General features: G+C 46.1%; 25 protein-coding genes and 2 pseudogenes. 15 read left to right on the top strand and 12 right to left on the bottom strand.

Annotation, left to right across the window (positions count from 1 at the left end; all coding sequences use genetic code 11):
- Window positions 1–18: 18 nt before the first annotated feature.
- The 3 genes and pseudogenes from J4N39_RS13780 to wecA (J4N39_RS13770) all read right to left on the bottom strand — a co-directional run.
- A pseudogene (locus J4N39_RS13780) lies at window positions 19–1,149 on the bottom strand (IS1634 family transposase); the annotation flags it as partial.
- A gap of 133 nt (window positions 1,150–1,282) precedes the next feature.
- Window positions 1,283–1,598, bottom strand: a pseudogene (locus J4N39_RS13775) (ISAs1 family transposase); the annotation flags it as partial.
- Window positions 1,599–1,696: 98 nt separating this feature from the next.
- Window positions 1,697–2,785, bottom strand: coding sequence for a UDP-N-acetylglucosamine--undecaprenyl-phosphate N-acetylglucosaminephosphotransferase (wecA, locus tag J4N39_RS13770; RefSeq protein WP_252020441.1), 1,089 nt, complete (start codon window positions 2,783–2,785; stop codon window positions 1,697–1,699).
- 145 nt (window positions 2,786–2,930) lie between these two features.
- Between wecA (J4N39_RS13770) and J4N39_RS13765 the strand changes: the two genes are divergently transcribed.
- Window positions 2,931–3,227, top strand: coding sequence for a VanZ family protein (locus J4N39_RS13765; protein WP_252020439.1), 297 nt, complete (start codon window positions 2,931–2,933; stop codon window positions 3,225–3,227).
- Window positions 3,228–3,281: 54 nt separating this feature from the next.
- Entirely contained in the window at window positions 3,282–4,403 is a 1,122-nt protein-coding gene (locus tag J4N39_RS13760; RefSeq protein ID WP_252020437.1) for an ISAs1 family transposase, read from the top strand.
- Between the two features lie 210 nt (window positions 4,404–4,613).
- On the opposite strand, the gene wecA (J4N39_RS13755) is transcribed toward J4N39_RS13760, so the two are convergent.
- The 3 genes from wecA (J4N39_RS13755) to gpmM form a co-directional block, all read right to left on the bottom strand.
- The gene (gene wecA, locus J4N39_RS13755; RefSeq protein ID WP_252020434.1) at window positions 4,614–5,690 is read right to left on the bottom strand and encodes a UDP-N-acetylglucosamine--undecaprenyl-phosphate N-acetylglucosaminephosphotransferase; all 1,077 of its coding nucleotides are present in this window, start codon (window positions 5,688–5,690) and stop codon (window positions 4,614–4,616) included.
- A 206-nt stretch (window positions 5,691–5,896) separates the two neighbouring features.
- Window positions 5,897–7,042, bottom strand: coding sequence for a murein hydrolase activator EnvC family protein (locus tag J4N39_RS13750; protein WP_252020432.1), 1,146 nt, complete (start codon window positions 7,040–7,042; stop codon window positions 5,897–5,899).
- A gap of 51 nt (window positions 7,043–7,093) precedes the next feature.
- Window positions 7,094–8,632, bottom strand: coding sequence for a 2,3-bisphosphoglycerate-independent phosphoglycerate mutase (gene gpmM, locus J4N39_RS13745; protein WP_252020430.1), 1,539 nt, complete (start codon window positions 8,630–8,632; stop codon window positions 7,094–7,096).
- A gap of 373 nt (window positions 8,633–9,005) precedes the next feature.
- Here gpmM and J4N39_RS13740 point away from each other — a divergent pair, with 373 nt between their 5' ends.
- From J4N39_RS13740 to J4N39_RS13715, 6 genes are all read left to right on the top strand, one after another.
- Window positions 9,006–9,440, top strand: coding sequence for a rhodanese-like domain-containing protein (locus tag J4N39_RS13740; protein ID WP_252020427.1), 435 nt, complete (start codon window positions 9,006–9,008; stop codon window positions 9,438–9,440).
- 187 nt (window positions 9,441–9,627) lie between these two features.
- Window positions 9,628–10,086 carry a protein-export chaperone SecB gene (gene secB, locus J4N39_RS13735; RefSeq protein WP_252020425.1) on the top strand — a complete coding sequence of 153 codons (459 nt, stop codon included), beginning with the start codon at window positions 9,628–9,630 and terminating at the stop codon, window positions 10,084–10,086.
- Between the two features lie 127 nt (window positions 10,087–10,213).
- Complete coding sequence (gpsA, locus tag J4N39_RS13730) at window positions 10,214–11,245, top strand: NAD(P)H-dependent glycerol-3-phosphate dehydrogenase (RefSeq protein ID WP_252020423.1); 1,032 nt, start codon at window positions 10,214–10,216, stop codon at window positions 11,243–11,245.
- A gap of 37 nt (window positions 11,246–11,282) precedes the next feature.
- Window positions 11,283–12,104 (top strand): serine O-acetyltransferase, encoded by an 822-nt coding sequence (cysE, locus tag J4N39_RS13725; protein ID WP_252020421.1) that lies wholly within the window; start codon window positions 11,283–11,285, stop codon window positions 12,102–12,104.
- Window positions 12,105–12,115: 11 nt separating this feature from the next.
- Complete coding sequence (locus J4N39_RS13720) at window positions 12,116–12,535, top strand: nucleotidyltransferase substrate binding protein (protein ID WP_252020419.1); 420 nt, start codon at window positions 12,116–12,118, stop codon at window positions 12,533–12,535.
- Entirely contained in the window at window positions 12,528–12,830 is a 303-nt protein-coding gene (locus tag J4N39_RS13715) for a nucleotidyltransferase family protein (protein WP_252020417.1), read from the top strand. Before J4N39_RS13720 ends, J4N39_RS13715 begins: the two co-directional genes overlap by 8 nt.
- Here J4N39_RS13715 and J4N39_RS13710 read toward each other — a convergent pair.
- Window positions 12,827–14,158 carry an MATE family efflux transporter gene (locus tag J4N39_RS13710; protein WP_252020415.1) on the bottom strand — a complete coding sequence of 444 codons (1,332 nt, stop codon included), beginning with the start codon at window positions 14,156–14,158 and terminating at the stop codon, window positions 12,827–12,829. The two genes, J4N39_RS13715 and J4N39_RS13710, sit on opposite strands and share 4 nt — an antisense overlap.
- Window positions 14,159–14,493: 335 nt before the next feature.
- On the opposite strand from J4N39_RS13710, the gene J4N39_RS13705 reads away from it, so the two are divergent.
- The 5 genes from J4N39_RS13705 (at window position 14,494) to J4N39_RS13685 (ending at window position 19,291) form a co-directional block, all read left to right on the top strand.
- Entirely contained in the window at window positions 14,494–14,784 is a 291-nt protein-coding gene (locus tag J4N39_RS13705; RefSeq protein WP_252020413.1) for a co-chaperone GroES, read from the top strand.
- Between the two features lie 72 nt (window positions 14,785–14,856).
- The gene (gene groL, locus J4N39_RS13700) at window positions 14,857–16,503 is read left to right on the top strand and encodes a chaperonin GroEL (protein ID WP_252020411.1); all 1,647 of its coding nucleotides are present in this window, start codon (window positions 14,857–14,859) and stop codon (window positions 16,501–16,503) included.
- Window positions 16,504–16,858: 355 nt separating this feature from the next.
- On the top strand, window positions 16,859–18,334 hold the full coding sequence (locus J4N39_RS13695; protein ID WP_252020409.1) for a hypothetical protein: 1,476 nt from the start codon (window positions 16,859–16,861) through the stop codon (window positions 18,332–18,334).
- A gap of 110 nt (window positions 18,335–18,444) precedes the next feature.
- A complete protein-coding gene (locus J4N39_RS13690; protein WP_252020407.1) occupies window positions 18,445–19,008 on the top strand; it encodes a VC2662 family protein in 564 nt (187 codons plus the stop codon).
- Window positions 19,009–19,099: 91 nt separating this feature from the next.
- A complete protein-coding gene (locus tag J4N39_RS13685) occupies window positions 19,100–19,291 on the top strand; it encodes a hypothetical protein (RefSeq protein ID WP_252020405.1) in 192 nt (63 codons plus the stop codon).
- A gap of 5 nt (window positions 19,292–19,296) precedes the next feature.
- Here J4N39_RS13685 and epmB read toward each other — a convergent pair whose 3' ends face one another.
- The gene (epmB, locus tag J4N39_RS13680; protein WP_252020403.1) at window positions 19,297–20,319 is read right to left on the bottom strand and encodes an EF-P beta-lysylation protein EpmB; all 1,023 of its coding nucleotides are present in this window, start codon (window positions 20,317–20,319) and stop codon (window positions 19,297–19,299) included.
- A gap of 32 nt (window positions 20,320–20,351) precedes the next feature.
- On the opposite strand from epmB, the gene efp reads away from it, so the two are divergent.
- Together efp and J4N39_RS13670 are read left to right on the top strand one after the other, a co-directional pair.
- The gene (efp, locus tag J4N39_RS13675) at window positions 20,352–20,918 is read left to right on the top strand and encodes an elongation factor P (RefSeq protein ID WP_252020401.1); all 567 of its coding nucleotides are present in this window, start codon (window positions 20,352–20,354) and stop codon (window positions 20,916–20,918) included.
- 306 nt (window positions 20,919–21,224) lie between these two features.
- Window positions 21,225–22,628, top strand: a complete 1,404-nt coding sequence (locus J4N39_RS13670) for an SPFH domain-containing protein (RefSeq protein WP_252020399.1) — start codon at window positions 21,225–21,227, stop codon at window positions 22,626–22,628.
- 174 nt (window positions 22,629–22,802) lie between these two features.
- On the opposite strand, the gene frdD is transcribed toward J4N39_RS13670, so the two are convergent.
- Genes frdD through frdA form a run of 4 tightly spaced genes read right to left on the bottom strand, consistent with a single transcriptional unit; the run spans window position 22,803 to window position 26,148 of the window.
- On the bottom strand, window positions 22,803–23,165 hold the full coding sequence (frdD, locus tag J4N39_RS13665; RefSeq protein ID WP_252020397.1) for a fumarate reductase subunit FrdD: 363 nt from the start codon (window positions 23,163–23,165) through the stop codon (window positions 22,803–22,805).
- A gap of 11 nt (window positions 23,166–23,176) precedes the next feature.
- Complete coding sequence (gene frdC, locus J4N39_RS13660; protein WP_252020395.1) at window positions 23,177–23,560, bottom strand: fumarate reductase subunit FrdC; 384 nt, start codon at window positions 23,558–23,560, stop codon at window positions 23,177–23,179.
- A 3-nt stretch (window positions 23,561–23,563) separates the two neighbouring features.
- Window positions 23,564–24,319 carry a succinate dehydrogenase/fumarate reductase iron-sulfur subunit gene (locus J4N39_RS13655; RefSeq protein WP_252020393.1) on the bottom strand — a complete coding sequence of 252 codons (756 nt, stop codon included), beginning with the start codon at window positions 24,317–24,319 and terminating at the stop codon, window positions 23,564–23,566.
- Window positions 24,319–26,148: a fumarate reductase (quinol) flavoprotein subunit gene (gene frdA, locus J4N39_RS13650; protein WP_252020391.1), complete on the bottom strand. Its 1,830-nt coding sequence runs from the start codon at window positions 26,146–26,148 to the stop codon at window positions 24,319–24,321. Before frdA ends, J4N39_RS13655 begins: the two co-directional genes overlap by 1 nt.
- Between the last annotated feature and the right edge of the window lie 214 nt (window positions 26,149–26,362).

Here is a 26,362-nt window from a genome sequence, read left to right as displayed (position 1 = left end):
ACAACTATCCTGCCAGAGGGGGGTAGCGTCAATTAAATAGTGATACCCAGTTGGCTTTGCACCTTTCTTGGGGCGACCACGGTTAGCATAGATTGGCTCTTTGATGATGGTGGTTTGCGCAAAGCCAAGTAAATGACACTGATGAGCAAAGTCGTTCATGGCCTGCTCAGCATCCACTGCGCAAAACTGTTTTTTCATTAGTTGGCCCAGTGCTTTCAGCTCTTTAGTGATATTTTTGTCTAAGTTTTTGTAGAGAGTTGCTTCTTCTCGTTTAGTTGCTTGTTCACTATGAACCAACAACCATTTTTGAGCTACAGAGCCATAGTTAGCATCAACCCAGCAACCTAAATAGCTACTGCCAATAGGTTGCAACTGCTTTGGTTGGAGGGCGAGTAGTGCTTCTTTAGCTGACTTGATAGTCATTGGGACACGAGTAATAAATTTCTGCTGTTGTTCATCCAGTAAGCGAATACTGTCTTCAGTATATAAAGCAGCATCAGCGATAAAGTAGCGGCTATTTTGAGCCGCCTTTAAACAATGAATGTGCTTCTTAGTGACTTCAGAAAATGCCTGAGCATCATTAGTGTTGCCACTGAGTGCCTGCATGTAAATAGGTAAGCCAGCTTGGTTTTCGCAAATCAGCTCTAGAACTACTTGGTATAGCTCTGGGCGGTGATCTCGGCTGTAACCTTTGACCAGTTTAATAGCATTGATATCTTCGTCTGGAGCATATTCACCATCGACGTGGAAGCTAGTGATATCAAGGTGGACAGAGTCCGTTTTAAGTTCAAGTTTATCAACAACATGCTCTGCAATCGCTTGGTAAAGTGCGGATACATCTGCGTCATACAACGCATCTAGCGTTCGTCCAAGTACATCCTCAGTTAAGTGGTGCGCTTCAATGTCTTTAGCAAGTAGCTTGGCAATTGGCTTCGTTTCGAAAAAGTCAGAGAACATATGCAGCGTTCTACTGTGAAAGCCAAGTCCATTTAGGATCATTGCTAAGACGGCATCACCATGTGAGACGTTGTGTTCGGAGTGCTTAGGAATGATGCGGTCGATAATGGCTGGTAAACCGACTTCATGGCAGAAAGCCGCAATTAGCCCTAGGTGATCTAAACGTTTAATGACAGGTTGAGGAGCAGACATAATAATCGACCGTTAAATAACAGTAATAGTTCAAAACTGGGGATCTTGGTCAAGGGGTCTTCGTCACCAGTATCTACAAATGTTCACCAGATCACACTATTTAAAATCTGGAATGTGGTGCGGAATGACGGGTTAACAAGTTCAAGGCTATGTGACGCACTACTGCAAAGTTCTCTCCCGCCTGATCACGGCGTATTCGGCATAAAGCCTACATCCAAACGCCAGTGCAGCTGATTCTCAATGCTCCAATGTGCTCGAGTGTTTTCTAGCAGATCTTTTGCAGACAACTTAGACGAACTAATGTAGTGCTTGATTTCCATCGTTTCCGCAGGCTTGTCACCCTCTTGCCTAATGGACACCACTACACCCAACGTCGTCAAATTTGGCCACTCTAATGCTAGGTCACCCAGTAGTTCCGTATTGTGCTTAACCAAGCTAAAGCGAGCCTCCTAAAAAAAATACAGGACACCCATATCTTTGACACAGTAACTAAGCTTTAGTTATCCAGTTAAATTTACGTCAACTTTCTGTAGCGCGGGTAAGTAACTTATTTCACCGCACTATCTTCAAGCGTTCCCCCACGCCAGCGGCGGATAGCACTCGTTATACGCCAGACATAAGACAGCAATACTGCGTAAACCACAAACACCATTATAAACGCCCAGAACATCACTGGTTCGGTAATATTCGCAATCTCGCCATAAATTCCAAACCCAGCAAACAAACTAGCAAAGCTGCAAATCACCAGCAGTGTTTGGCGAGAGCTAAGCCCTAAGCGTTGGAAGATATGGTGCAAATGCTCGCGGTCTGGTTTAAATGGTGAGTCACCTCGTTTTACTCTTCGCATCATAATTGCAGCCATGTCCATCAGCGGTATCGCAATTAGCCAAAGCGCTGTCACTGGGCGCATTAACACTTCACCAGAACCTAGGTTCTCTTGGCTGGCACTAAGCAGAACCCAAATCACGCTAAATCCAATCAGCATGCTGCCTGCATCCCCCATAAATACTTTTCGCTCCCGGCCTAGTAAACCCAAGTTCATACAGATATAAGGGATCATGGAAACCACCACAACAATACACAAGTAAGCTAAACCTGCTTGGCTATCAATTTTAAGCAATATCGCTAGTGCGCCAAAGGTTACCATTGAGAGGCCACCTAGTAGGCCATCTATCCCATCCACCATGTTGAATGCGTTAATTGCACCAATTACGGCAAGAATCGTGATTGCACCGCTCACTATTGGGCTGCTCAGGAACAGCTCACCAAACCCGAACATATCACCGAGATAGTTCAAATTCAGGTTGGCAAAGTTAATCATGACCAAAGAAAGTGCGGCTTGGATGAGTAAGCGGATTTTAAAGCTCACATCAAAGCGGTCATCTAATGCACCAAGAAAGGTCAGCAGTAGGATACAGCCTAAAAATAGTTGGCTATGTACTATGATGTCAGGTCTACCCACCACAAACTGACCCAAAGTGATACAGATTGAGATGCCACCCACAAGCGGAATTACGCCGTCGTGGTGCTTTCTTGCATTGGGTTTATCCACTAAACCTATCTGCTTGGCGACCTTGCGCATTAAGAAAAGTGTGGCAAAAGAGACGAAGAAAACTAAAGAGAGTTCTAACAACATGAAGTGGGCCTACCAACTGCGTTTATTCTGAATGTGATATTGTTTTTTTGTGGCGATATTCTAACCGAACCACATGAAATGTAGAAGTCTTGTAACTAAAATTTGGTATGCTATTGATGGCTTAGGGAAAAGGGATGCTTGATAAATGCGATACCTAATTTTGTGTGCAAATTTGATCTTTTTTACTGCGATTGTTTACTTCTCTCTTACGACGACAAAAGTCGAAGTAGTCGATCTCACGGTTCATGATAAGTATGCCCATGCGGCAGCCTATTTTTTGATGGTGGTACTTCTGTCCAAAGGCATGAATAATCAGGTGTGGGGCGCTGCTTTAATATCGTTTGTGTTTGGTGTTGGGATGGAAGTCATCCAGTCTATGGTTGGGAGAGAAGCCAGGGCAAGATCGCGAACGTTTTCTGAGCACTTAGAACGATCGATTTGACGATCATATTTAGCTGTGATCATATACTCTTTTTAAAAAAGAGAACTAGCCACAATGCATATCGATGAGTTTAAAGAGCACTTTGATGCCATCACTGACAGCCGTCAATCAGCAAAGGTAACTTATTGTTTATTTGACGTTTTGTTTGGCTCATTGTGTGCTGTTATTGCAGGTGCCAAAGGTTGGTTTGATATTCGCGAGTACATTCTCGGTCATCATGAGTGGTTCAAACGTAATGGTCTGTTTCTTAAAGACATACCTGCGGATGATACGATAGCACGCATCATATCTAGGATTGAACCTGAGCTATTTCACGCCTGTTTTATCAACTGGATGTCCGCGGTGCATTGTCTTACTGGAGGACAAGTCGTTGCCATTGATGGCAAGACTCTACGGGGTTCATACAACCGAGATGACCGAGCCAGCACAATACATATGATTAGTACTTATGCTTCATCAAATAGGCTCGTTCTAGGCCAGCTCAAAACTGACAAAAAGAGCAACGAAATTACGGCTATACCCGAGCTGATTAAACTGCTTGATATCAAAGGAGCTTTAGTCACCATTGATGCTATGGCGTGCCAAACAGAGATAGCAAAAAATATCATCGACCAAGATGCGGATTACTTGCTTGCAGTCAAAAGCAATCAAGGTAACTTACGCAAAGCAGTTGAAAAGGCTTTTGCAAAGCAACGGGCAACGAAGCTCGATGATATTGATATCGAGAAGAACCACGGTCGGGTTGAGGTTCGTCAGAGCCATGTATTAAACGCTGAAGAGCTTGAAGGCGACTTCTCTCGATGGAAGGAATTGAAGTCCATTGCGATGATAGAAAAATTCCGCTACCAAAAAGGTAAGGCTCCAGAACTTGAGTACCACTACTACATCAGCTCAAAACAACTGAGTGTGGAAAAGGCCGCAAACGCAGTCAGAGAGCATTGGGGTATAGAGTCGATGCACTGGATATTGGATGTAACTATGGCTGAGGATGCCTGCCAAATATACAAAGATCACGGGGCAGAAAACTTATCCTGTCTACGTCATATAGGGCTAAATATGCTACGTTCAGAACCAACCAAACTCAGTATTGTTGGCAAGCAAAAGCGTTGCATGATGAATACGACAATGCTGGAGGCTGTTCTGAGTGCTGGTTTAAGCCCGATGAGCAATAATTAAACACTCATGCGGTTGCCCTGGGAGAGAAGCTTTTGTTGGGGATGTCATTGCAAACAGCGTAGGTATTGTATTTGGTGCTATCAGCTTGATGGTTTTTAATCGACTTTATTCAACTTTAACAGTTGGAAGGGCGAAGCCTTGATTCTACCTATAATTGTGTCTCTAGCGAGCACTACTAATTAGCTCGCTAGAGTACCGCTCCAGCCTTATTTATGGATCGCTTGCCACATCCGTCCAATCTGCCCCTTTTGCTTTGAGTGCACGGATAAATTTTGTGATTCGCCAAATATGAGTTAACACTAAGAAATAGCTCACAAAACATGCCATGAAGAGAATGAACATGGTGCTCTCTGCGATTTGGTTTATTTCCCCGTAAATCCCAAAGCTTGCGTAGCACAAAGCGATGCCACAAATTAGGACGAGTGTTTGTCGGTTGCTAAGGCCGATGCGTTGGCAAATGTGGTGTAGGTGCTCTCTATCTGGCATGAAAGGAGATTGCCCGTGTTTCACTCGACGAATCATAATCGCCGCCATATCGGTAAGTGGCACGCCTATTAGCCAAAGTGCGGTGACTGGGCGCATCGCTTCCATTTGTCCTGGCTGGCTTAATTGAATCAAGAACCAAACTACAATGAATCCGATCACCATGCTACCTGCATCACCCATAAACACTTTGCCTTTCAACAAGCCCATATTACGAGCCATGTAAGGGATTAGTGCGCAGATAATCACGACACAAAATAGCGCCATATCAATTTGATTAGCAAGAGCGAGCAAAAAGCTCATTGAAGCGAGTGTGACGATACTCAGGCCACCAAGCAAACCGTCAATGCCATCCACCATATTGAATGCGTTAATTGAGCCAATAACCGCAATGACGGTAATAGCTACCCCAAACCAACCTAGGGATATTTCCCCAACTCCAACTATGTCGCCAAAAGAGGTTAGGCTAAGTCCGGTAAAATAGACCATAGACAAAGTCAGCGCCGCTTGAACAACTAGCCTCAACTTGGCACTTAGGTCAAATTTATCATCCATTAGCCCTAAAATGGCCAGTGACCCAATGGCGGCGACAAACCAAGTTGAGTGTTCAATCTGGTTTAAATCAAACAGCAAGATGGTGATGAGAGTGGTAGTGACAGCTAATCCGCCGATGAGTGGGATGTGCCCATCATGTAACTTACGTTCATTGGGTTTATCGACCAAACCCACTTTGAGCGCTATGTGGAACAGCACAAAGAGAAAGCCATAGGATAACCCTAAAGCTAGAAGAATATTTAAAGCCATTGTAAACCTCTGCCAAGATAGTTGTATTTATTACATTTATTATTATCTGGGCAGGGCTATGTGCTATTACACATGTCTGACGTCCCTGAAATCCATTTCCCGAGTGTTTAAATATTATACATAATGGTGAGTATCGCAAGGAGGGATCGAAAATATCTCATAAATGTAACACCATTACGGCATTTACCAATTTAAGAGTGATGCATTCACCTCAACCACCTCCTAGGATCCTGTGCCTCACTATTCCGACGAATCTCAAAGTAAAGCGACACCCGATCTTGTCCTCCAGTATCCCCAGCTAGTGCAATCGTCTCTCCTGCTGTCACCTTATCGCCTTCCTTCTTGGTGAGCGCATGGTTATATCCATACAGCGTCATATCGCCTTTACCGTGGTCGATAAGTACCATCAGACCGTAACCTCGCAAGTATTCCGCAAAAACCACCGTGCCTGAGTAAACCGCTTTTACTGGTTGTCGATGAGTAGCTGAGATCACCGTGCCTTTCCAGACCAGTTGGCCATCTTGTTTGGACCCATAGCGGTGCAGCACCTTGCCTTTCAGCGGCCAAGGCAGTTTGCCTTTTTGTTTAGCGAGACCGTTCATTGGTACTGCATTGCGTTTTTTGGCTTTTTCTATTTCTGCTTTTAAGCGAGTTTCATTACGTTGAAGCTCAGACAGATAGTTTTTGTCTTTGCGGATCGAGGCGTTGATCTTAGCTATGGTTTTTTTGCGGCCTGATTGAGATTGGGTTAGTTGGCTGCGCTGTTTTTTCTGGCTGGCAAGCAGGTTGGCAATTTGCTCTCGCTCTTGTTTGAGGGCGAGGGCAGTATCATCTAGCTGGGTCTCTGTGTCGCTCAAGGCGGCGATGGTATCGCTGCGCATTTGGGCTAGGTGCTGGATGTAGTGATTGATGCGGTCTAGTTCTGCCTTGTCAGTGCCTTGAAGTAGAGATGCTGCGTCGTATTTTTTACGAGAGACGTAGTAGCTTTTGACCAGTTCTTCTAGGGATTCCAGCTGCTTCTGTTTCACCAACTCTAGGTTGCCGTATTTGGTTTGATATTGGCTCAGTTTGTTGTTGGCTTTTTTTAAGTTGATTTCACTTTGGCGGATCTTTTGGTCAATTTCAGAGATAGATAGCTCGTGCTTTTTGAGCTGAGCTTGTAGCTTGTTCAATTCCGACTGACTGGATTTGAGTTGCTGCTGCTGGCGGGAGATCTCAGATTTAACCCCTTTAAGCTCATTGGCTTGGTTGGCATAAGCAGGCATCGCAAGTGCAGATGCAAGGCATACAAAAACGCCAGTGCAGGCAGCACTGGCGTTAAGAAATTGCTTAATCAGGTTTCTCTGAATCATCTTTCCGCCACTTAAAAGGACTAACCGCTAGCCCTTTGATTCGTGGAATGATTATTTCAGATTAACAATCACCTGACCAGACATCTCGGCTGGAATTGGCATATCTGTTAGCTGTAGCATGGTTGGTGCTAGGTCAGACAGTTTACCACCTTCAACGAAGTCTAGGTCTTTGTTACCTACGTATAGTAGAGGTACTGGTAGGTTGGTGTGCGCTGTGTGAGTGCCGCCTGTTTCTGGGTCAACCATCATTTCTGCGTTGCCGTGGTCAGCGGTGATCAGCATCTGGCCGTCCACTTCTTTGATTGCTGCTACCACTTTCTCGATGCAGCCGTCGATGGCTTCAATCGCTTGCTCAGCCGCTTCGTAAACACCTGTGTGGCCTACCATGTCTGGGTTAGGGTAGTTACAGATGATGGTGTCGTATTTGCCTGACTTGATCGCTGCAACCATTTTTTCAGTCAGCTCTTCTGAGCTCATCTCTGGCTGTAGGTCGTAAGTGGCAACTTTTGGTGAAGCAACAAGCTGACGCTCTTCGCCTTCAAACTCTTTTTCAACACCGCCGTTGAAGAAGAAAGTTACGTGAGCGTATTTCTCAGTTTCAGAGATACGTAGCTGAGTTTTGCCTTCTTTCGATAGCCACTCGCCAAATGTGTTCTCAAGCGATGCTGGTGGGAATGCGATTGAAAGCGGGATGTCTGCTGCGTATTGCGTTAGCATCACAAATTCGATTGCTGGGAATTTCGCACGCTCGAAACCATCGAATGCTGGTACAAAAGTACGAGTGATCTGGCGAGCACGGTCAGCACGGTAGTTCATGAAGATCACAGCATCGCCATCTTCGATAGCCGCAGACTCTTGGCCTTCAGCTTGTAGTGCTGTTGCTTTAACAAACTCATCGTTTTCTTCACGAGCGTAAGCTGCTTCTAGACCTTCAACAGCACTGTCGAAAGTAAACTCACCTTTGCCTTGAGTTAGTAGATCGTAAGCAACTTGAACACGGTCCCAGTTGTTGTCACGGTCCATAGCGTAGTAACGACCAACAAGAGAAGCGACACGGCCTTTACCAAGCTCTGCAAATAGCTCGTCGAAGCGTTTCAGGGAGCCTTCAGCGCTGCGTGGCGGTGTGTCACGACCGTCTAGGAAGCAGTGTAGGTAGATCTTCTCAGCGCCACGTGCAGCAGCCATTTTAACAGCAGCGTAGATGTGGTCTTCGTGGCTGTGTACGCCACCTGGAGACATTAGGCCCATTAGGTGAACAGCTTTACCTGCTGCGATTGCTTTGTCCATTGCTGCAACAAGCGCTTCAGTTTGCTCGAACTCGCCGTCTTGAATTGATTTGGTGATGCGAGTTAGGTCTTGGTATACCACGCGACCTGCGCCGATGTTGGTGTGACCCACTTCAGAGTTACCCATTTGGCCATCAGGCAGACCCACATCCATACCTGATGCAGAGATCAGTGTATTTGGGTGGTTTGCAAAAAGTTCATCCATAACCGGAGTCTTGGCATTCGCAATTGCGTTGCTTGCTTTATCTTCACGGTATCCCCAACCATCGAGAATCACTAGAGCCATTGGCTTCTTAGCTGACATATTTCCTACCTCGTCAATTCAAGTTCTGTATTCAGTTCAATTACAAGTATTTTAAAAACGTATTTTTACAAATTAATTAGCGTAACTTTACTACACTTTCACCGCAAAACTGTAGTCTAAGATCAAATAAAGTGCGTCAATGGTTGTTACAAAATTTCAAAGCAATCGGTAAGCGGTAAACGGCGAACGGTCGCTACGCTTTACGGCATAAGCCCAGTCGATAGTTAAAAGTCCGTGGGTACTAGCGTCCGGACTCGCTTTTTAGTGATCGACACCACCACTTTCGGTGTTGCTATTCCTCGCATCTCACCCCCCTGCACGCTATACTCAGCGCTTCATCGAATTTCGCAACCAGATTGCAAGAGCGTAGGACATGCAAGAGTATATCGATTTTATTTCACAGAATATGATTATGGCGGTGATTTGGATAGGTCTAGTAGTAGCCCTAATCATGAACATCGTAAAAACAAAAACAGCGGGCTACACAGAAATTGGTCCAGCTGAGCTGACACAGTTCATCAACAAAGAAGATGGTGTTGTGGTAGACGTTCGTTCGAAAGACGAGTTTAAAGCGGGTCATATTACGGGCGCAGTTCACATTTTGCCGTCTGATATCAAAAATGGTTCGGTTGCTAGCCTTGAAAAATATAAGTCGAGCCCAATTACAGTGGTATGTAAGACCGGTCAGACTGCAATTGAAAGTGCTAATGAGCTAAACAAAGCAGGTTTTGAACAAGTTTACCTACTGCGTAATGGCCTAGTTGCTTGGAACGAAGCAAACATGCCGCTTATCCGTGGTAAGAAGTAATCGAATCGTCATTGACGTCGATTAGCATCACAACAAATTACTAGCACTGAGCGTTTTCTAAGAACTCAATCGCATCTCGCCTCACAAGTTGTGAGCTGTTGCAAGAATTGGAAAAACCCTCTGGTTTATCAAGACTCTCTTCGTTAGTCTCAGTGCCAACAGAACATCTATTGAAAGGATTATTAAAATGGCTGAAGCAGCACCTCAAGAACAACAGAACTTTGCGATTCAACGTATCTTTCTAAAAGACGTTTCTTTTGAAGCGCCTAACTCTCCAGACATGTTCCAAAAAGAGTGGAACCCAGATGTAAAACTGGATCTAGATACGCAAAGCCGTGAGCTAGGCCAAGGTGTTTACGAAGTGGTTCTACGTCTTACAGTAACTGTTAAAAACGAAGAAGAAACAGCGTTCCTATGTGAAGTTCAGCAAGGCGGTATCTTCTCAGCAGACAACATGGAAGCAGGCCAGCTAGCGCATTGCCTAGGTGCATTCTGCCCGAACATCCTGTTCCCATACGCTCGTGAAACTATCTCAAGCCTAGTAGTTAAGGGTACTTTCCCTCAACTGAACCTTGCGCCAGTAAACTTTGACGCTCTGTTCATGAACTACCTACAAAACCAAGCTGAAGGTCAAGCAGAAGCTTAATCTCTCGCAGTAGGTCATGCCCTCGTTATTAGAGAGCAAACCCTAGCTTATAGAAAAATGCACATCCCCGATGTGCATTTTTTATTTATAATACACATCACTAACGAAAAGCTTCAGGCGGATAAAAATGGATACTCTCGATAAAGATGTATATGGCAAAGAAGTCGCAATGACAGTCATTGGTGCGGGTTCTTACGGCACTTCTTTGGCGATTTCTTTGGCTCGTAACGGCGCAAATGTCGTGATTTGGGGGCATGAAGAGGATCATATGCAGCGCCTTGAAGCCGATCGTGCCAACCATGAGTTTCTGCCGGGGATTGATTTTCCTCCATCGCTGATTGTTGAGTCTGATCTTGAGAAAGCCGTCAAAGCCAGCCGTGATATCTTGGTGGTGGTGCCAAGCCACGTGTTTGGCATTGTGCTTAACAGCCTAAAACCTCATTTGCGTGATGACACACGAATCTGTTGGGCGACGAAAGGACTGGAGCCTGAAACCGGTCGTTTGCTTAAAGAGGTGGCGCACGACGTTATTGGTGAAGACTTGCCTTTAGCGGTACTGTCTGGCCCGACGTTTGCCAAAGAGCTGGCGATGGGAATGCCGACTGCGATTTCAGTGGCTTCTCCGAATGCGCAGTTTGTTAAAGATCTACAAGAGAAAATTCACTGCAGCAAAACCTTCCGTGTGTATGCCAACAGTGATTTCATCGGCATGCAACTTGGTGGTGCGGTAAAGAACGTGATTGCGATTGGCGCTGGTATGTCTGACGGCATCGGCTTTGGGGCCAATGCTCGCACAGCATTGATTACTCGCGGTCTTGCTGAGATGACTCGTCTGGGCTTAGCGCTTGGTGCGCAGCAAGAGACTTTCATGGGCATGGCGGGCTTGGGCGATTTGGTGCTCACCTGTACTGACAACCAATCGCGTAACCGTCGTTTTGGCTTGGCGCTTGGTCAAGGTAAAGACGTGGATACAGCGCAAGAGGAAATTGGTCAGGTGGTAGAAGGGTATCGCAACACCAAAGAAGTTTGGATGCTTGCTCAACGCATGGGCGTTGAAATGCCAATAGTTGACCAAATCTATCAAGTACTGTATCAAGACAAAGATGCACGAGCAGCGGCGCAAGACTTGCTCGCTCGTGATAAGAAAGCAGAAGCATAAAAAGCACCGAAGGAAGTAGCAGAGGTTAAGGAAGACGATGAAAGTTTGTGAGAAGCAAGTGGTATGGAAAGCGGTCGTTGAAGAAGCGCGTAAAATGGCGGAAGAAGAGCCAATGTTGGCGAGCTTCTATCATGCAACCATCATTAACCACGACAGTTTGGCTGCAGCGCTAAGCTATATTCTCGCAAACAAGCTCAAAACCAGCTCGATGCCAGCAATGGCGGTGCGAGAAGTAATTGAGATGGCGTTTAAAGAAGATCCATCCATTTCTAGCGCCGCTGCATGCGATATCTGTGCGGTCGTGAATCGAGATCCTGCCGTTGCTATGTATTCGATGCCACTGCTTTATTTAAAAGGTTATCACGCACTGCAAGGTTATCGAGTGGCTAACTGGCTTTGGGGTCAAGGCAGAAAAGCGTTAGCGACTTACCTGCAAAACCAAATCTCAGTTGCGTGTCAGGTAGATATTCACCCAGCAGCCCAAATTGGTAAGGGCATTATGCTCGACCACGCCACTGGCATCGTTATCGGCGAAACTGCGGTGGTTGAGAATGATGTATCGATTTTGCAAGACGTAACACTGGGTGGTACTGGTAAAGAGAGTGGTGACCGTCACCCGAAAATACGTGAAGGCGTGATGATTGGGGCAGGGGCGAAGATCCTCGGTAATATCGAAGTTGGGGTTGGCGCTAAAATTGGCTCTTGCTCTGTGGTGTTGCAGCCAGTACCCGCTCACACTACTGCGGCGGGGGTTCCTGCTAAAATTGTCGGTCGACCTAAGTCAGAGATGCCAGCAATGGATATGGACCAAAACTTCAATGGTAAGTCACAGACCTTTACGGGTGGTGATGGGATTTAGCTTTAAACAGTATGATTAACACAGACTTTTATCTTAAATGCATTCAAACCCTCGAAAAAGCACATACTTTGACGGTGCAGGCGCAGCCAGACTCTATCGAGTATGAAATGTTTCGCTCAGCTTGTGTCAAAGAGTTTGAAATATTGCTAGAGCAGTCTGGTAAGCTATTAAAGCTGTGTCTACGTCCTTATCTTCATTCTCATAGCGCAGCAGATAAACTGTTTTATAAAGATATTTTTCGTAAAGCAGCTCAGTTTGGCCTGTTATCGATGGAAGAGGTTGAGCGCTGGTTAGAGTATCGCGACAATCGTAATAACACCGCTCACGACTATGGCGTTAAGTTTGCAGATACTACTTTAGCTCTGTTGCCGAGCTTTATTGAAGACTGTAAACGCCTTGAGAGTTTGTTTAGGCAGCAATCGTATGATTAATTTACGAGAAAAAGATCGTGCAAGAGTATGTCAAATTGCTCAACAGACCTTGTGTTCCGGTAGTGAGTTGTGGGCATACGGTAGCCGAGTGAAAGGAACGAATCGTCCATATAGCGACTTGGACTTGGCTCTAATAACCCCAGAAAATGGCCAAAACGATATCGCCGAGTTTAAACACGCCCTGCAACATTCGAATATTCCCATCTTTGTGCAAGTTATGCCGTGGGAGCTCATCCCCGAATCTTTTAAAGACAATATTTTGCAGCGATATGAAGTGTTGTGCACTGTCGCTTAAGTGAGCGCCATACGGCGCTCTTTTAGTGCATAGAGATACCCAAAAACACCACCAATAACATTACCCAAGGCTAAGCCGATAAACAGTCCTTCAATGCCGTGATAAAGGCTGCCAACCCAAGCGCTAGGAATGGTAAATACGAATAGACGCATCGCACTCCAACCAAAAGCCCACAATGGTTTATGCATCGCATTGAGCGCACTGACTAACATCATCGTCACTCCCAAGAACCCGTAGCTTGCTGGCACGAACAGTAAGTAATGCCAAAGCAGATCTTGTACTTGTTGCTCTTGAGAGAACAGCAGTGAGATTGGGATGCTCAGTGGCACCATCATCACGAAAATTACTAGCTGAAAGGCAATTGAAAAACGCATGCTGAGGAACAGCCCTTCAAAGCTACGCTCAGGGTTATTTGCACCTAAGTTTTGCGCCATAAATGGGGTGAGGGTGGAAGTCAGTGCCATCAACACTAGAATCAAAATGGACTCGACTCGCTGAGCTGCACCGTAAGCCGCAACTGCTGCCGTTCCGTGACTGGCCAGCATCATCATAATAATTGCGCCACTTAGAGGATTCATCGCGTTGGAGAGTGCCGCTGGTGTACCGATTTTTAGAATCTGTTTACAGTCATCGATGATTTTTGCGTTAGGCAATGAGAGCAAGCGTTCGCGTTTGATTAATATGTACAGCGAACCTATTAAAGCGCCTAACCAGCTGACTGCACTGGCTATGGCTGCCCCTTGAATACCAAGTTCGGGAAAGGGGCCAATACCAAAGATCAGCAGCGGATCGAGCACACCATTGATAAGCCCTGCCAGCATCATGATTTTTGCTGGGGTTGCGGTATCTCCAGTGGCGCGAATGGCGCTATTGCCAGCCATTGGTATCACTAGCAGTGGCACACTGAGATACCACACCCACATATATTGCTCGATAAGTGGGATGAGTGACGCTTCTGCTCCAAGCAATGAGAACAATGGCCCTGTGGTCACGATGCCGATAAAGGATGCACAAATGACCAAGGTCACCGCCAGGATTAATCCGTGGGTGGCAAATCTCGCTGCGTTGCGGTTATCGCCTTGGCCCAGCAACCGACCGATGTTAGTCGAAAGCCCAATCCCTATGCCCATCGTGATGCAGTTAACGGCGAAGGTGACCGGAAAGGTAAAGCTAATTGCCGCAAGTGCTTGAGTGCCAAGCAGTGAAATGAAGAAGGTATCCACTAAGTTAAACATCAAGATCGCTATCATGCCAAAGGTCATAGGCACCGTCATACGGCGCAAGACTTCGGCAATGGGTGCGGTTAGCAATCCATGTTTATCTGACATATAGGGAGTACAACTAATAGACGAGGTGAACGATAGGATACAGGAGATGCGAACGCTGCGCTAAGGGTTTAAGGGGCGCTATAGCTCAAGGGTAAGACCCAAAAGACCTTTCCTTCATAGCCTTGACTACAGAACCGATAACTTCAATCTGCAAAAACCCTTAAACCCTTAAACCCTTAAACCCTTAAACCCTTAAACCCTTAAACCCTTTTCCCGACACTAGTCACATTTTTTTATCTCTAGCCCTTGGGATCGGCCAAATTCAACCACATATACATCAACAATCGCCGAAAACGGCAATCTATTAACAAACATCACATCAGGAGAGATGACCGATGAACATTCGTCCTTTACATGACCGAGTTATCGTTGAACGCCAAGAAGTTGAATCTAAGTCTGCTGGCGGCATCGTTCTGACTGGTTCTGCTGCGGAAAAATCAACTCGTGGTACCGTTCTAGCTGTTGGCAAAGGCCGCATCCTAGAGAATGGCACAGTACAACCGCTGGACGTGAAAGTTGGTGATACCGTTATCTTCGCAGAAGGTTACGCAACTAAGTCTGAGAAAATCGACGGCAAAGAAGTGCTGATCATGTCTGAGAACGACATCATGGCAATCGTTGAATAAGCGCAATCATTGAGTAGTTCTTACTCTGGTTCAAAAAACGACTAACTAAAGAATTCGAAAGGGAAAATAAAGATGGCTGCTAAAGACGTTAAATTTGGTAACGACGCACGAGTTAAAATGCTAGAAGGTGTAAACGTTCTAGCTGACGCAGTAAAAGTAACACTAGGTCCTAAAGGCCGTAACGTAGTTCTAGACAAATCATTTGGCGCACCAACCATCACTAAAGATGGTGTTTCTGTTGCACGTGAGATCGAACTTGAAGACAAGTTCCAAAACATGGGCGCACAGATGGTGAAGGAAGTGGCGTCTCAAGCAAACGACGCTGCAGGTGATGGTACGACAACAGCAACCGTACTAGCACAAGCTATCGTAAACGAAGGTCTTAAGTCAGTAGCCGCTGGCATGAACCCAATGGATCTTAAGCGCGGCATCGACAAAGCAGTAGCTGCTGCCGTTGAAGAGCTTAAAGCACTTTCTGTTCCATGTGCTGATACTAAAGCTATCGCACAGGTAGGTACTATCTCTGCAAACTCTGATGAGAGTGTAGGTAACATCATCGCTGAAGCGATGGAGCGTGTAGGTCGTGATGGTGTAATCACTGTTGAAGAAGGTCAAGCACTTCAAGACGAGCTAGACGTGGTTGAAGGTATGCAGTTTGACCGCGGTTACCTATCTCCTTACTTCATCAACAACCAAGAAGCGGGCTCTGTTGATCTAGAAAACCCATTCGTTCTTCTAGTAGACAAGAAAGTTTCGAACATCCGTGAACTTCTTCCTACTCTAGAAGCTGTTGCTAAAGCGTCTCGTCCACTGCTAATCATCGCAGAAGACGTAGAAGGTGAAGCTCTAGCAACACTAGTTGTGAACAACATGCGTGGCATCGTGAAAGTGGCTGCGGTTAAAGCGCCTGGTTTCGGTGACCGTCGTAAAGCTATGCTTCAAGACATCGCTATCCTAACTGGTGGTACTGTGATCTCTGAAGAGATCGGTCTAGAGCTTGAGAAAGTAGCACTAGAAGACCTAGGTCAAGCGAAGCGCATCTCTATCACTAAAGAAAACACTACTATCATCGATGGTGTGGGTGAAGAAGCGATGATCCAAGGCCGTGTGGCTCAGATCCGTCAACAAATCGAAGACGCAACTTCAGACTACGACAAAGAGAAACTGCAAGAGCGTGTGGCTAAACTAGCTGGCGGTGTTGCAGTAATCAAAGTTGGTGCAGCCACTGAAGTTGAGATGAAAGAGAAGAAAGACCGCGTAGAAGACGCGCTTCACGCAACTCGCGCAGCGGTTGAAGAAGGTGTGGTTGCTGGTGGTGGTGTAGCGCTTATCCGTGTTGCACACAAGATTGCTGGTCTTGAAGGCAGCAACGAGGAGCAAAACGTTGGTATCCGTGTTGCACTACGTGCAATGGAAGCGCCAATCCGTCAAATCACAAGCAACGCTGGTGACGAAGAGTCAGTAGTAGCAAACAACGTGAAAGGCGGCGAAGGCTCTTACGGCTACAACGCAGCAACAGGCGAATACGGCGACATGATCGCAATGGGTATCCTAGACCCAACCAAAGTAACTCGCTCTGCACTTCAGTTCGCAGCATCTGTTGCTGGTCTTATGATCACAACCGAAGCGATGGTAACTGACCTACCACAGAAAGACGCTCCAGCAATGCCTGATATGGGCGGCATGGGTGGTATGGGCGGCATGCCAGGCATGATGTGATAAATTCACATTGTCGACTCGTTTGAGTTAGATATTATACAAAGCCTCGTCGATTGACGGGGCTTTGTTATTTTGGGATACGAACGCTTTGCTAACGGACGCTTTGCTAACGGACGCTGACGCTAGCGGTAAAAGGCGAATAGTTTTCTCTCCGCCTCCCGACAGCCCTTTCCCCTTTACCGAAATTTCATTCTCCTAACCTTTTGATATAAAACCAAACATCCCCCTCCCCACAAACCCTTTTATAAATATATAAAACCAAACACTTATAAAATCACTTAAAATTGACTTTCCCTTCTGGCCAGTTCTGCTATGGTAGCTACGCTTTTTTGCTGAGATTAAACTAGGTATAACAGTGAGTTATCAATACTCTTTTCCAATTAAGCGGGCCTTATTAGGCGTGACCGCTATATTTGGTGTCTTTCTGTTATTAATACTGATAGACGCACTGGATGAAGCTCAGGAAGAGTATCAGATTGAACAAAACCAGCTGATGATGCAGCTGAGGGATATGACACATACCCTACGTTCGGTCGAATTTGAGATGACCTCGCACAGTGAGATGCACCAAAATCACTACCCTTATCCTGTACTTAAGAAAAGTGTGGGCGATACATGCTACCTGTTTAGCGAGATGAGCCGAGGCAACAAGTTTGACTTTGTTTTCTCAGGTCCACCAAACATGTGTGGTAAACAAGATGCCATGGCAACACTGGCAGAGTCGATGCTACCTTCAGCAACGGTAATGTCTTACCTTGTTGGGCTGGTGGACAAAGTCTCCTCGATCTACTTCATTTCGCGCGATAAGTTCATCATATCCTCGCCTGCGCTGCTTGCTGAACATGTTCATGGTGGTGACTTCGATGAGATCATTGAAGAGCGACCATTTTGGGTCAACACCATTAGGCACGGGCTTGCAGAGCACCCTGGCGGTATTACTTTTACTGGGGAATATGAAGATTTGATCTTAGGCCAGCAGGTGGTCACCTTGACCGTTGGTGTGCATAAAGATGGCGAGTTTATCGGTGTGCTCGGTCTAGATTCGCTCGCAAGTAAGATCAAAGGCCGCTACCAAAGAGAATACAAAATCTCTGATTGGGAAGGCAGCAATACGATGGGGTTAACTCATTACGCCATTTCCAAACCACTGCAGGGGCAGGGGTTAGATACACGTCTTTACCTCAATGTAGAGCAGAACTGGAAACAGCACTTATCACACCTTTGGCACAGTAAACAGTATGTACTGATCACACTGTTTTTCACCTATTTGTTAGCCATTGGGTTGCTGTTGAGAAAGAGCTATTCGAGCATGCTGGCTTATGAGCGCTATTTGCTTTTTAACCATGCTCAAACCGGTCTGTTGAATTTGGCAGGGATTGAAGAATCCCTCAAAGAGATGAGTGAAAAGCCATACCTCGCCGTCACAGTCATCCAGCCTAATACTTGGAAAGACTACCAAGATGTATATGGTATTGACGTTGCTGAGCAAGTCGAGACTCATATCATTAACTTGCTCAAACAACGCCTTCGAGATATTGATGTGTTTGGTATGGGCGAGCACGGAGAGCTGATCATTTTAATGCCTGCAGAGTCTGAATATCATGCCAACTGGTTGTTTAATGCGTTTAGTGAGGAGTTGGCACTAACGCCGTGTCGCTTAGCACAAGGTGGAAAGTTAGTGGTGAAAACAGATCACGCAAGTCACTGTTTCCCAGTACATCATTACGATGGGTTTAGTCATCTGTGGCATGTCGAGCAAAGAACCGTACTGACAAAGCTGCGAGATGAACCATCGAGTCAACATGGTTTGAGTGCGATCACTAGCGAATAAGTGTCTTGTGTCTGGATGTTTTATCCCCTATATTTCGCCCGCATTTATAAATGTATTGGCAAGCAATCCCTCGTTGCTTGCCGATTTTTTAGCTTTAAAAGGACAACATAATGAAGAAAGTACTATTCACAACTTTGATGGCTGCATCTTTAGCTGCGCCAGTGGCGATGGCTGATAGCTCAGGTGCAATGTTCTCAACGCTTGAAGGCAACAACGTGCCAAGCAATGATGCAGTGGGTGGTGTTCGTTTGTCAGTGCTTCACGGTAAAGTGAGTGAGGTTAAAGGTGTGGATGTCTCTTTACTGGGTATGTCTGAAACTGACAAAACAACTGGTCTAAACTTCGGTCTTTTCTTTGGTGGCTCGAAAGTAAACCAAGAAATGAAGGGTGTATCATTGGGCCTATTCAACTGGAACGAAGGTCAGGCGAAAGGCCTGAATGCAGGTCTAGTGAACTACACCAACGATGTGAAAGGTTTAAACCTTAGTACGGTGAACTACTCTCAAGGTCACACTATGGCTGACGTTGCTTTGGTGAGCATCTCAGAAAAATCGAATTTCCAGTTTGGTTTCTTTAACAAAACTAAGCAAATCGAAGGCGTGCAAATTGGTCTGCTGAACTGTGCGGACAACGGTTTCTTCAAGTGCTTCCCAATTGTTAACTTTGCGAAGTAATTGACTTTCATACAAGGGCTTGGTTATTAATCAAGCCCTGCTGTTAGGAATGAGCTACCGCTAATACACAGCCCAACTATGGATAGCGATAATGGAAAAGAAGAGTGTTAAAAAGGCAGTTGACGAATTAGATTCTGGTGATAAAAAAGGGTTAACCAAAGATCAGTTGATTGCTACCGGAATCTCCGAGGCAAATCAAGGCAAGGTGATTTGCCATGAAGCCATGAGATTAAGAATTGAAAAAATGAAAATGGGAAAGCGGATCGAGCGAAGCTGCAAATAAATTCTCTACTCTAAATGCAAATCCAGCGGTGTCTTACTGCTACGCCCACCAATCTCACGTGTCAGCTTTGGCACTAAATACCCCGACACTTGTGTCATTACCTCACGCATAATCGTTTTGGCTTCTTGGTCAGATATAAAGTAATGCGCTGCGCCCTGAACCTTATCTAACACGTGCAGATAGTAGGGGAGAATGCCTGCGTCAAACAAAGATTCACTTAACGCTACTTGCGCTTGAACGGAATCATTCACTCCTTTTAGCATCACGCCTTGGTTGAGCAAGGTGGTCCCTGTTTGTTTTAGCTCAGCCATTTTGGCTCTGAACTCAGGGCAAATCTCATTGGCATGGTTAACGTGGGTTACCAAAACGGTGTTCAAGCGGCTCCCTGCAAGCATTTGACATAGCTCATTGGTGATTCGAGCTGGGATAACCACAGGTAAGCGAGTATGAATGCGTAGGGTACGAATATGTGAAATCTGCTCGATGCGTTCAATCAACCATTGCAGTTCGCTATCTTTGGCCATCAGTGGGTCACCGCCCGATAAGATCACCTCGTTTAATTCAGTGTGCTCAATGATGTAATCCAAACTTTGCTGCCACACAGATTTGGACCCTTTGTTGTCTTGATAAGGGAAGTGACGACGGAAACAGTAGCGGCAATTTACCGCACAGCCGCCTTTTAAGATCAGCAGCGCTCGGTTTTTGTATTTGTGCAGCAGCCCCGGTTGCTCATTGTCTTGCTCTTGCAGTGGGTCGGCGTTGTAGCCTACGGGTGTATCGAACTCTTCAATCAGAGGCAGCACCTGACGCAGCAATGGATCATTTGGGTTGCCTTTTTCCATTCTCTCAACAAAGCTTTGAGGGACTCGCATTGCGAACAGCTCTCGTGCAGCCAACCCTTTTTGCCATGGCGTGGGATCGATCTCTAGCTGTTTTAACAGCTCATTGGGATCTGTGATCGCATTCGCTAGCTGTTGAAGCCAGTTTTGCTCAACAGTTGGGGCATTTCGGGTTATGATGTGCGGCATTAAATTGAACTCGGACATAGTAAGAGGAAAAAATGGCTACTGTTAGCACTAACGAATTTAAAGGCGGCCTGAAACTAATGCTGGACAATGAGCCATGCGTTATTCTTGAAAACGAATACGTAAAGCCTGGTAAAGGCCAAGCGTTTAACCGCGTTAAAATTCGTAAACTACTGTCTGGTAAGGTACTAGAGAAAACCTTTAAGTCAGGTGAAACTGTTGAAGTTGCTGACGTAATGGATATCGACCTAGACTACCTATACAACGATGGCGAATTCTACCACTTTATGAACAACGAAACATTCGAACAAATCGCTGCAGACGTTAAAGCGGTTGGTGACAATGCTAAGTGGTTGGTAGAGAACAACACTTGTATGATCACTCTTTGGAACGGTAACCCAATTACTGTGACTCCGCCAAACTTCGTTGAGCTTGAAGTGACAGAAACAGACCCTGGTCTGAAAGGCGACACTCAAGGCACAGGTGGTAAACCTGCAACACTAACGACAGGTGCGGTAGTACGTGTTCCACTATTCATCCAGATCGGTGAAGTAGTGAAAGTAGACACTCGTACTGGTGAATACGTAGGTCGAGTAAAATAAATACTATCTAAAAGCATTGCTGATGGAACGTTAGGCCATTAGGCTCTGTGTTTACGATATAAGAAAAAGCCGAAGAGTTTCAAACTCTCCGGCTTTTTTTATTTCCGCCATTTATTTGAGCCACCTCTAAAAGTAACGCATTGTCATTCATTATTTGTATGTTTCGTAAAAACCATATCAAATTAATGAATCTTTCGATTATTCCTTAGTGTAACAATTTGATACATTAGTCCTCGTTGTCAACGAGTTGCACATCACCTTGATCTATTCGGTTTACTCAATGACAACCCAAACAAGGAGAATAATATGGAAAATAAAGGCTTAGGAGAGGGCTTGAAAGTGGCAGAAAGACGTCAGTTACTAACCAAAGGGATAAAAACCGCCATTATAGGCGTGCCACTACTGGCATTAGGCTTAACGATTAACAGTTCTGTATTGATGACTGATGCTGGTTACAGCTACGTGCATCAGAACAATATTACGGGTGAGTTAGATGTGTTCACCGAGCCGGGTATTCACTTCAGAATGCCGTTTTTATCTAAGATCACCAAATACGACCAAGTGATCACCGTGTCATTTGGCAACAGTCAGGGCGAGGATTTCTTCCAACGACTTGACCCAGTACAGGTGCGTTTTGCCGATACCTATATTGGTCAGATCCCTGTTACCTTTCGCTTCAAGCTGAGCAATAACCCTGAAGCGGTGGAAAAAATGCACAAGGAGTTTCGCAATAACAGCAACTTGATTGATGCATTGCTGGTAAAAAATGCCCGCAACGTAACAGTGATTACCGCCACCCAGTATACTGGCGAAGAGTTCTTTCAGGGGGGACTTAACCAGTTTAAATCTAAGCTTGGCGATCAACTTCGAGAGGGGATATACCTCACCGAAAGGCGACAGGTCGAAGTGGAAGAGTTAGATCTTGCCCCTGTGGGTGCGAATCAGTCTAATGCTAACCAGCTTCAGCGCACGCAGCAGTTAGTGTGGAAAACCGTGCCAGTGCTCGATGACAGTGGCCAGCCGATTCGTCAGGACAACCCACTTCAGCAGTATGGGATTCAGGTGACGCAGGTAACCATTGGTGACCCTCAACCAGAGCAGCAGCTTGATCAACTGCTAGCTGATAAAAAGCGTTTGGTTGCTGACCGTATTCGAGCGATTCAAGAGCAAGAGACCTCGAAAGCCCAAGCGGAAACCGAGCAACTGCGTAAAGAGATACAGCGTACTCGCGAAGTACAAGATGCTCAGCGCCAGAAAGAGTTGGCAATCATTTCTCAGCAAAAAGAGGTTGAGGTAGCTCGCCAAATCGCAGAGCGAGAAATTGTAGAGGTTGAGAAAACCAAACGTCTTGCTGAAGTTGAGAAAGAAAAAGAGCTAGCCATTGCAGAGGCGAACCTAGCCATCCAAAAAGCCAATGCGTTATCTGCCGAGTTTGAAGCGCAGGCTATCTTGGAGAAAGGGCGAGCAGAAGCTGAGGTATTGAAAGCGAAATATGCAGCGCTGGGTGCAAACAAAGAGGTGTACCTTGCTGAGCTTAATCGCGAAGTGTCGAACGTGATGTACAGCAACTTGCAAAACTTCCAAGTGCAAATGCCGCAAAACTATATTGGTGGTGGTAACGAAGGCGGCTTGAAAACTAACTTGGATGTGATTACTGGCTTCGGCGCACTAGGGTTGATGGACCAAACACAGAAAGTGGTGCAGAAGTAGAACTTCGGACGTAAAGCTATCGGACGTAAAGCTAAGGGAAAGCGGTAAACGGACGCTTTGCTAACGGCTAAGAAAAAAGCTGGAAGAGCATTACTCTTCCAGCTTTTTGTTTTTAGCTATTGCCGTTTCCCGCTAGCAACGCGTCCGTGAACCGTTAGCGCAGCGTCCGATTTTCTATATCATAATCACAAACACAACAGCCAGCGCCGACAAAAAACCAGCAATCGCATAACAAGCGATCTTACCAACCACGCCCGTATGGATTTTAAGATCATGCATACCATGATGAACACGGTGCATGGCGTGCCACATTGGCAGGGCGATGGTGGCGATGATAAACAGTGCGCCGATGATGCTAGTAACAAAACCAGACACTCTTTCATAGCTCATGGCTTCAGCATCAATCACACCCATTGGTACTAGGATACCGAGTACCAAAACAGTGACAGGGGTGATCATGGCAAACCAGCTGCCTCCTGTACCAAATAGGCCCCACCATACAGGTTCATCAGAGCGTTTTGGATGACGATTAATCATTATTTTTCTCCTTAAACCACAATCAGTACGATGAGTGAAATGGCAGCAACTGCCGCCCATTGGCCCATCACCAGTGTTTTAGTATCAACAAGTTTGCCTTTGATACGAATAGGCATCACCTGCGGGAACATGGTGAAGAAGGTATGAGCGTGGAACAAGCTACCCAGGAGTGCCACGATGTTGATCGCCACCACAATAGGGTTAGCCATGAACTCAAGCCACCCAGCCCATGCTTCAGGTCCCTTGACTAAGCTGCCTAGACCTATGGTTAGGAAGAGGGTAAACAGTATAAGCGGAAGTACCGTTGCTTCACGAACCATGTAAAAGCGATAAAACGGATTGTCCTTCCACCACGTGCGTTTTACTTCACGAACATAAGGTTTACGGTTACTCATGCCTTACGCCTCCTCTTTAACTGGTTTGCCATCAGGCTTTAGCATCGCAATCACAAAGTCCATTGAAGACTCAATCTTGCCTTGGTTTACTGCCGCCGCAGGATCAACATTCTTAGGACACACTTCAGAGCAGTAACCGACAAAGGTACAGCCCCAAGCACCATTTTCACCGTTGATGATGTCCATGCGCTCAGCTTGGCCATTATCACGGCTATCTAGGTTGTAGCGATGCGCCAGTGTCAGTGCTGCAGGACCAATGAACTCAGGGTTTAAACCAAACTGAGGACAAGCCGCATAACAAAGCCCACAGTTGATACAGCCAGCGAACTGTTTGTATTTCGCCATCTGCTCTGGGGTTTGCAGGTTAGTACCATCTTCTGGTTTACGGTCGTTGCCAATGATGTATGGCTTAATCGCCTCAAGACGTTCGATGAATGGTGTCATGTCCACGATCAGATCTTTTTCGATCGGGAAGTTGGCCAGTGGTTCGATCTTTACGCCATTCGGGTAGTCACGCAGGAAGCTCTTACACGCCAGCTTAGGTACTCCATTTACCATCAGACCACACGAGCCACAAATCGCCATACGACAAGACCAGCGATAGGATAGGTTTTTATCTAGGTTATCTTTGATGTAACCAATCGCATCTAAGATCGACATGGTTTCGTCGAACGGTACTTCGAAGGTGTCAATGTATGGTTTGTCATCATGAGCCGGGTCATAGCGCATGATTTCTACTTTCTGAACTCGATTGTTCATTACGCTTTCTCCTCTGTTGGCTCCGCATCATCAGCTTTTGCAGCCTTGGCGGCTTCCTCAGCAGCAGCTTTTTCTGCGGCTTCACCGTAGAGGCGAGCTTTTGGCTGTGATTTAGTAATGGTGACTTTGCTGTAGTCAATCGATGGCGCTGCGTCTGGTTGGTAGAAGGCTAATGAGTGCTTTAGGAAGTTCTCATCATCACGCTCTGTGCAACCATCATCGAGGCGTTGGTGAGCACCGCGAGATTCAGTACGCAAGATGGCTGAGTGAACCATAGCTTCTGCAACTTCAAGGCCATAACCGACTTCGATAGCGTAGAGTAGGTCAGTGTTGAACACTTTGCCTTTATCTTTGATCCCGATACGCTTGTATCGCTCTTTAAGCTCGGTGATCTTATCGATGGTCGCTTGCATTAAGTCTTGTTGGCGATAGATGCCACAGCCTGCTTCCATGGTATGGCCCATCTCGGTGCGGATGTCCGCCCAGTTCTCGTCACCTTCTTGGTTAAGAAGTGCTGCAATTCGCTCTTCTACTGCTTTGACTTGAGCATCGATAGACTCATCGTTCCAACCCTTGAACTCTTTGGCACGTTCAGCGGCTTTCTCACCAGCCACACGGCCAAATACCACAAACTCAGCCAGTGAGTTAGAACCAAGGCGGTTTGCACCGTGAAGACCTACAGAGGCACACTCACCTACCGCAAACAGACCCTTGATGCGAGTTTCACAGGTTTGGTTGGTTTCAATGCCACCCATGGTGTAGTGAACCGTTGGACGGATAGGGATTGGTTCTTTCGCTGGGTCAACGTTAACGTACGCTTTCGCCAGCTCACAGATAAATGGCAGACGCTCTTGCAAGTACTCTTCACCCAAGTGGCGAAGGTCAAGATGCACCACATCACCTAATGGGTGTTTGATGGTGTTGCCTTTTTGCTGCTCATGCCAGAACGCTTGCGAAACCTTATCGCGAGGCCCTAGCTCCATGTATTTGTTTTTTGGCTGACCCACAGGGGTTTCTGGGCCCATGCCATAATCTTGTAAGTAACGGTAGCCATCTTTGTTTACGATGATCCCGCCTTCACCACGACACCCTTCGGTCATCAAAATACCGGTCCCAGGTAAGCCAGTCGGGTGGTATTGCACAAACTCCATATCACGCAGTGGAACACCATGACGATAAGCCATTGCCATCCCATCACCGGTAACAATGCCGCCATTGGTATTACAGTGGTAAACACGACCAGCGCCACCCGTCGCAAGTACAACGGATTTCGCTTTGATGGTGACCAGTTCGCCTTCCGCCATATGAATAGCAATCAAGCCTTGCACTTCGTTGTCTTCAACCAGTAGGTCGACAACGAAATACTCATCGAAACGCACGATATTGTCGTATTTCATTGAGGTCTGGAACAAGGTGTGCAACATGTGGAAGCCGGTTTTGTCTGCGGCAAACCATGTGCGCTCTACCTTCATGCCGCCGAAACGACGCACGTTTACCTCACCATTTTCCTTACGGCTCCATGGGCAACCCCACTGTTCCATTTGGATCATTTCACGAGTAGCGTTTTCAACAAAGAACTCAACGACGTCTTGTTCACAAAGCCAGTCACCACCACCAACGGTATCGTTGAAGTGGTTATCTAAGCTGTCTTCATCTTTCACTACAGCAGCAGAGCCGCCCTCTGCTGCAACCGTGTGGGAGCGCATTGGGTAGACTTTGGAAATCAGAGCGATCTCCATGTCTGGGTTTGCTTCAGCTGCGGCAATAGCAGTACGAAGACCAGCGCCGCCAGCGCCGATGACTGCGATATCTGTGGTAATTGTTTGCACAGTTATCCTCCAGTGTGTTGGGGCATAAAAAAACGGCAACACATATTGACGAAAATTCGCTTTATGTGGCCGCTCCTTGTGCCTAGTTTTAATAATATTTTTGTTTTTGGTCCTTTCATCAGTCTAGAGAAGCGCTTGGGCAAAAAAATTGATGTAATCAGGTTTTTGGCTCGGAAACAGTGCGATACGAGTAAATTTTTGGCCATGTGTGAGG

The sequence above is a fragment of the Vibrio sp. SCSIO 43136 genome, from assembly GCF_023716565.1.
In the GTDB taxonomy this organism is placed as follows: Bacteria; Pseudomonadota; Gammaproteobacteria; order Enterobacterales; family Vibrionaceae; genus Vibrio.
Note: the sequence above shows the minus strand (reverse complement) of the source record. Positions and strands in the feature narration are given on the sequence as shown.

What these genes read in the sequence shown, in the direction of transcription:
- wecA (WP_252020441.1), bottom strand. Translation starts at nt 2,785, where the DNA reads ATGTTGTTAGAACTCTCTTTAGTTTTCTTCGTCTCTTTTGCCACACTT.
- J4N39_RS13765 (WP_252020439.1), top strand. Translation starts at nt 2,931, where the DNA reads ATGCGATACCTAATTTTGTGTGCAAATTTGATCTTTTTTACTGCGATT.
- J4N39_RS13760 (WP_252020437.1), top strand. Translation starts at nt 3,282, where the DNA reads ATGCATATCGATGAGTTTAAAGAGCACTTTGATGCCATCACTGACAGC.
- wecA (WP_252020434.1), bottom strand. Translation starts at nt 5,690, where the DNA reads ATGGCTTTAAATATTCTTCTAGCTTTAGGGTTATCCTATGGCTTTCTC.
- J4N39_RS13750 (WP_252020432.1), bottom strand. Translation starts at nt 7,042, where the DNA reads ATGATTCAGAGAAACCTGATTAAGCAATTTCTTAACGCCAGTGCTGCC.
- gpmM (WP_252020430.1), bottom strand. Translation starts at nt 8,632, where the DNA reads ATGTCAGCTAAGAAGCCAATGGCTCTAGTGATTCTCGATGGTTGGGGA.
- J4N39_RS13740 (WP_252020427.1), top strand. Translation starts at nt 9,006, where the DNA reads ATGCAAGAGTATATCGATTTTATTTCACAGAATATGATTATGGCGGTG.
- secB (WP_252020425.1), top strand. Translation starts at nt 9,628, where the DNA reads ATGGCTGAAGCAGCACCTCAAGAACAACAGAACTTTGCGATTCAACGT.
- gpsA (WP_252020423.1), top strand. Translation starts at nt 10,214, where the DNA reads ATGGATACTCTCGATAAAGATGTATATGGCAAAGAAGTCGCAATGACA.
- cysE (WP_252020421.1), top strand. Translation starts at nt 11,283, where the DNA reads ATGAAAGTTTGTGAGAAGCAAGTGGTATGGAAAGCGGTCGTTGAAGAA.
- J4N39_RS13720 (WP_252020419.1), top strand. Translation starts at nt 12,116, where the DNA reads ATGATTAACACAGACTTTTATCTTAAATGCATTCAAACCCTCGAAAAA.
- J4N39_RS13715 (WP_252020417.1), top strand. Translation starts at nt 12,528, where the DNA reads ATGATTAATTTACGAGAAAAAGATCGTGCAAGAGTATGTCAAATTGCT.
- J4N39_RS13710 (WP_252020415.1), bottom strand. Translation starts at nt 14,158, where the DNA reads ATGTCAGATAAACATGGATTGCTAACCGCACCCATTGCCGAAGTCTTG.
- J4N39_RS13705 (WP_252020413.1), top strand. Translation starts at nt 14,494, where the DNA reads ATGAACATTCGTCCTTTACATGACCGAGTTATCGTTGAACGCCAAGAA.
- groL (WP_252020411.1), top strand. Translation starts at nt 14,857, where the DNA reads ATGGCTGCTAAAGACGTTAAATTTGGTAACGACGCACGAGTTAAAATG.
- J4N39_RS13690 (WP_252020407.1), top strand. Translation starts at nt 18,445, where the DNA reads ATGAAGAAAGTACTATTCACAACTTTGATGGCTGCATCTTTAGCTGCG.
- J4N39_RS13685 (WP_252020405.1), top strand. Translation starts at nt 19,100, where the DNA reads ATGGAAAAGAAGAGTGTTAAAAAGGCAGTTGACGAATTAGATTCTGGT.
- epmB (WP_252020403.1), bottom strand. Translation starts at nt 20,319, where the DNA reads ATGCCGCACATCATAACCCGAAATGCCCCAACTGTTGAGCAAAACTGG.
- efp (WP_252020401.1), top strand. Translation starts at nt 20,352, where the DNA reads ATGGCTACTGTTAGCACTAACGAATTTAAAGGCGGCCTGAAACTAATG.
- J4N39_RS13670 (WP_252020399.1), top strand. Translation starts at nt 21,225, where the DNA reads ATGGAAAATAAAGGCTTAGGAGAGGGCTTGAAAGTGGCAGAAAGACGT.
- frdD (WP_252020397.1), bottom strand. Translation starts at nt 23,165, where the DNA reads ATGATTAATCGTCATCCAAAACGCTCTGATGAACCTGTATGGTGGGGC.
- frdC (WP_252020395.1), bottom strand. Translation starts at nt 23,560, where the DNA reads ATGAGTAACCGTAAACCTTATGTTCGTGAAGTAAAACGCACGTGGTGG.
- J4N39_RS13655 (WP_252020393.1), bottom strand. Translation starts at nt 24,319, where the DNA reads ATGAACAATCGAGTTCAGAAAGTAGAAATCATGCGCTATGACCCGGCT.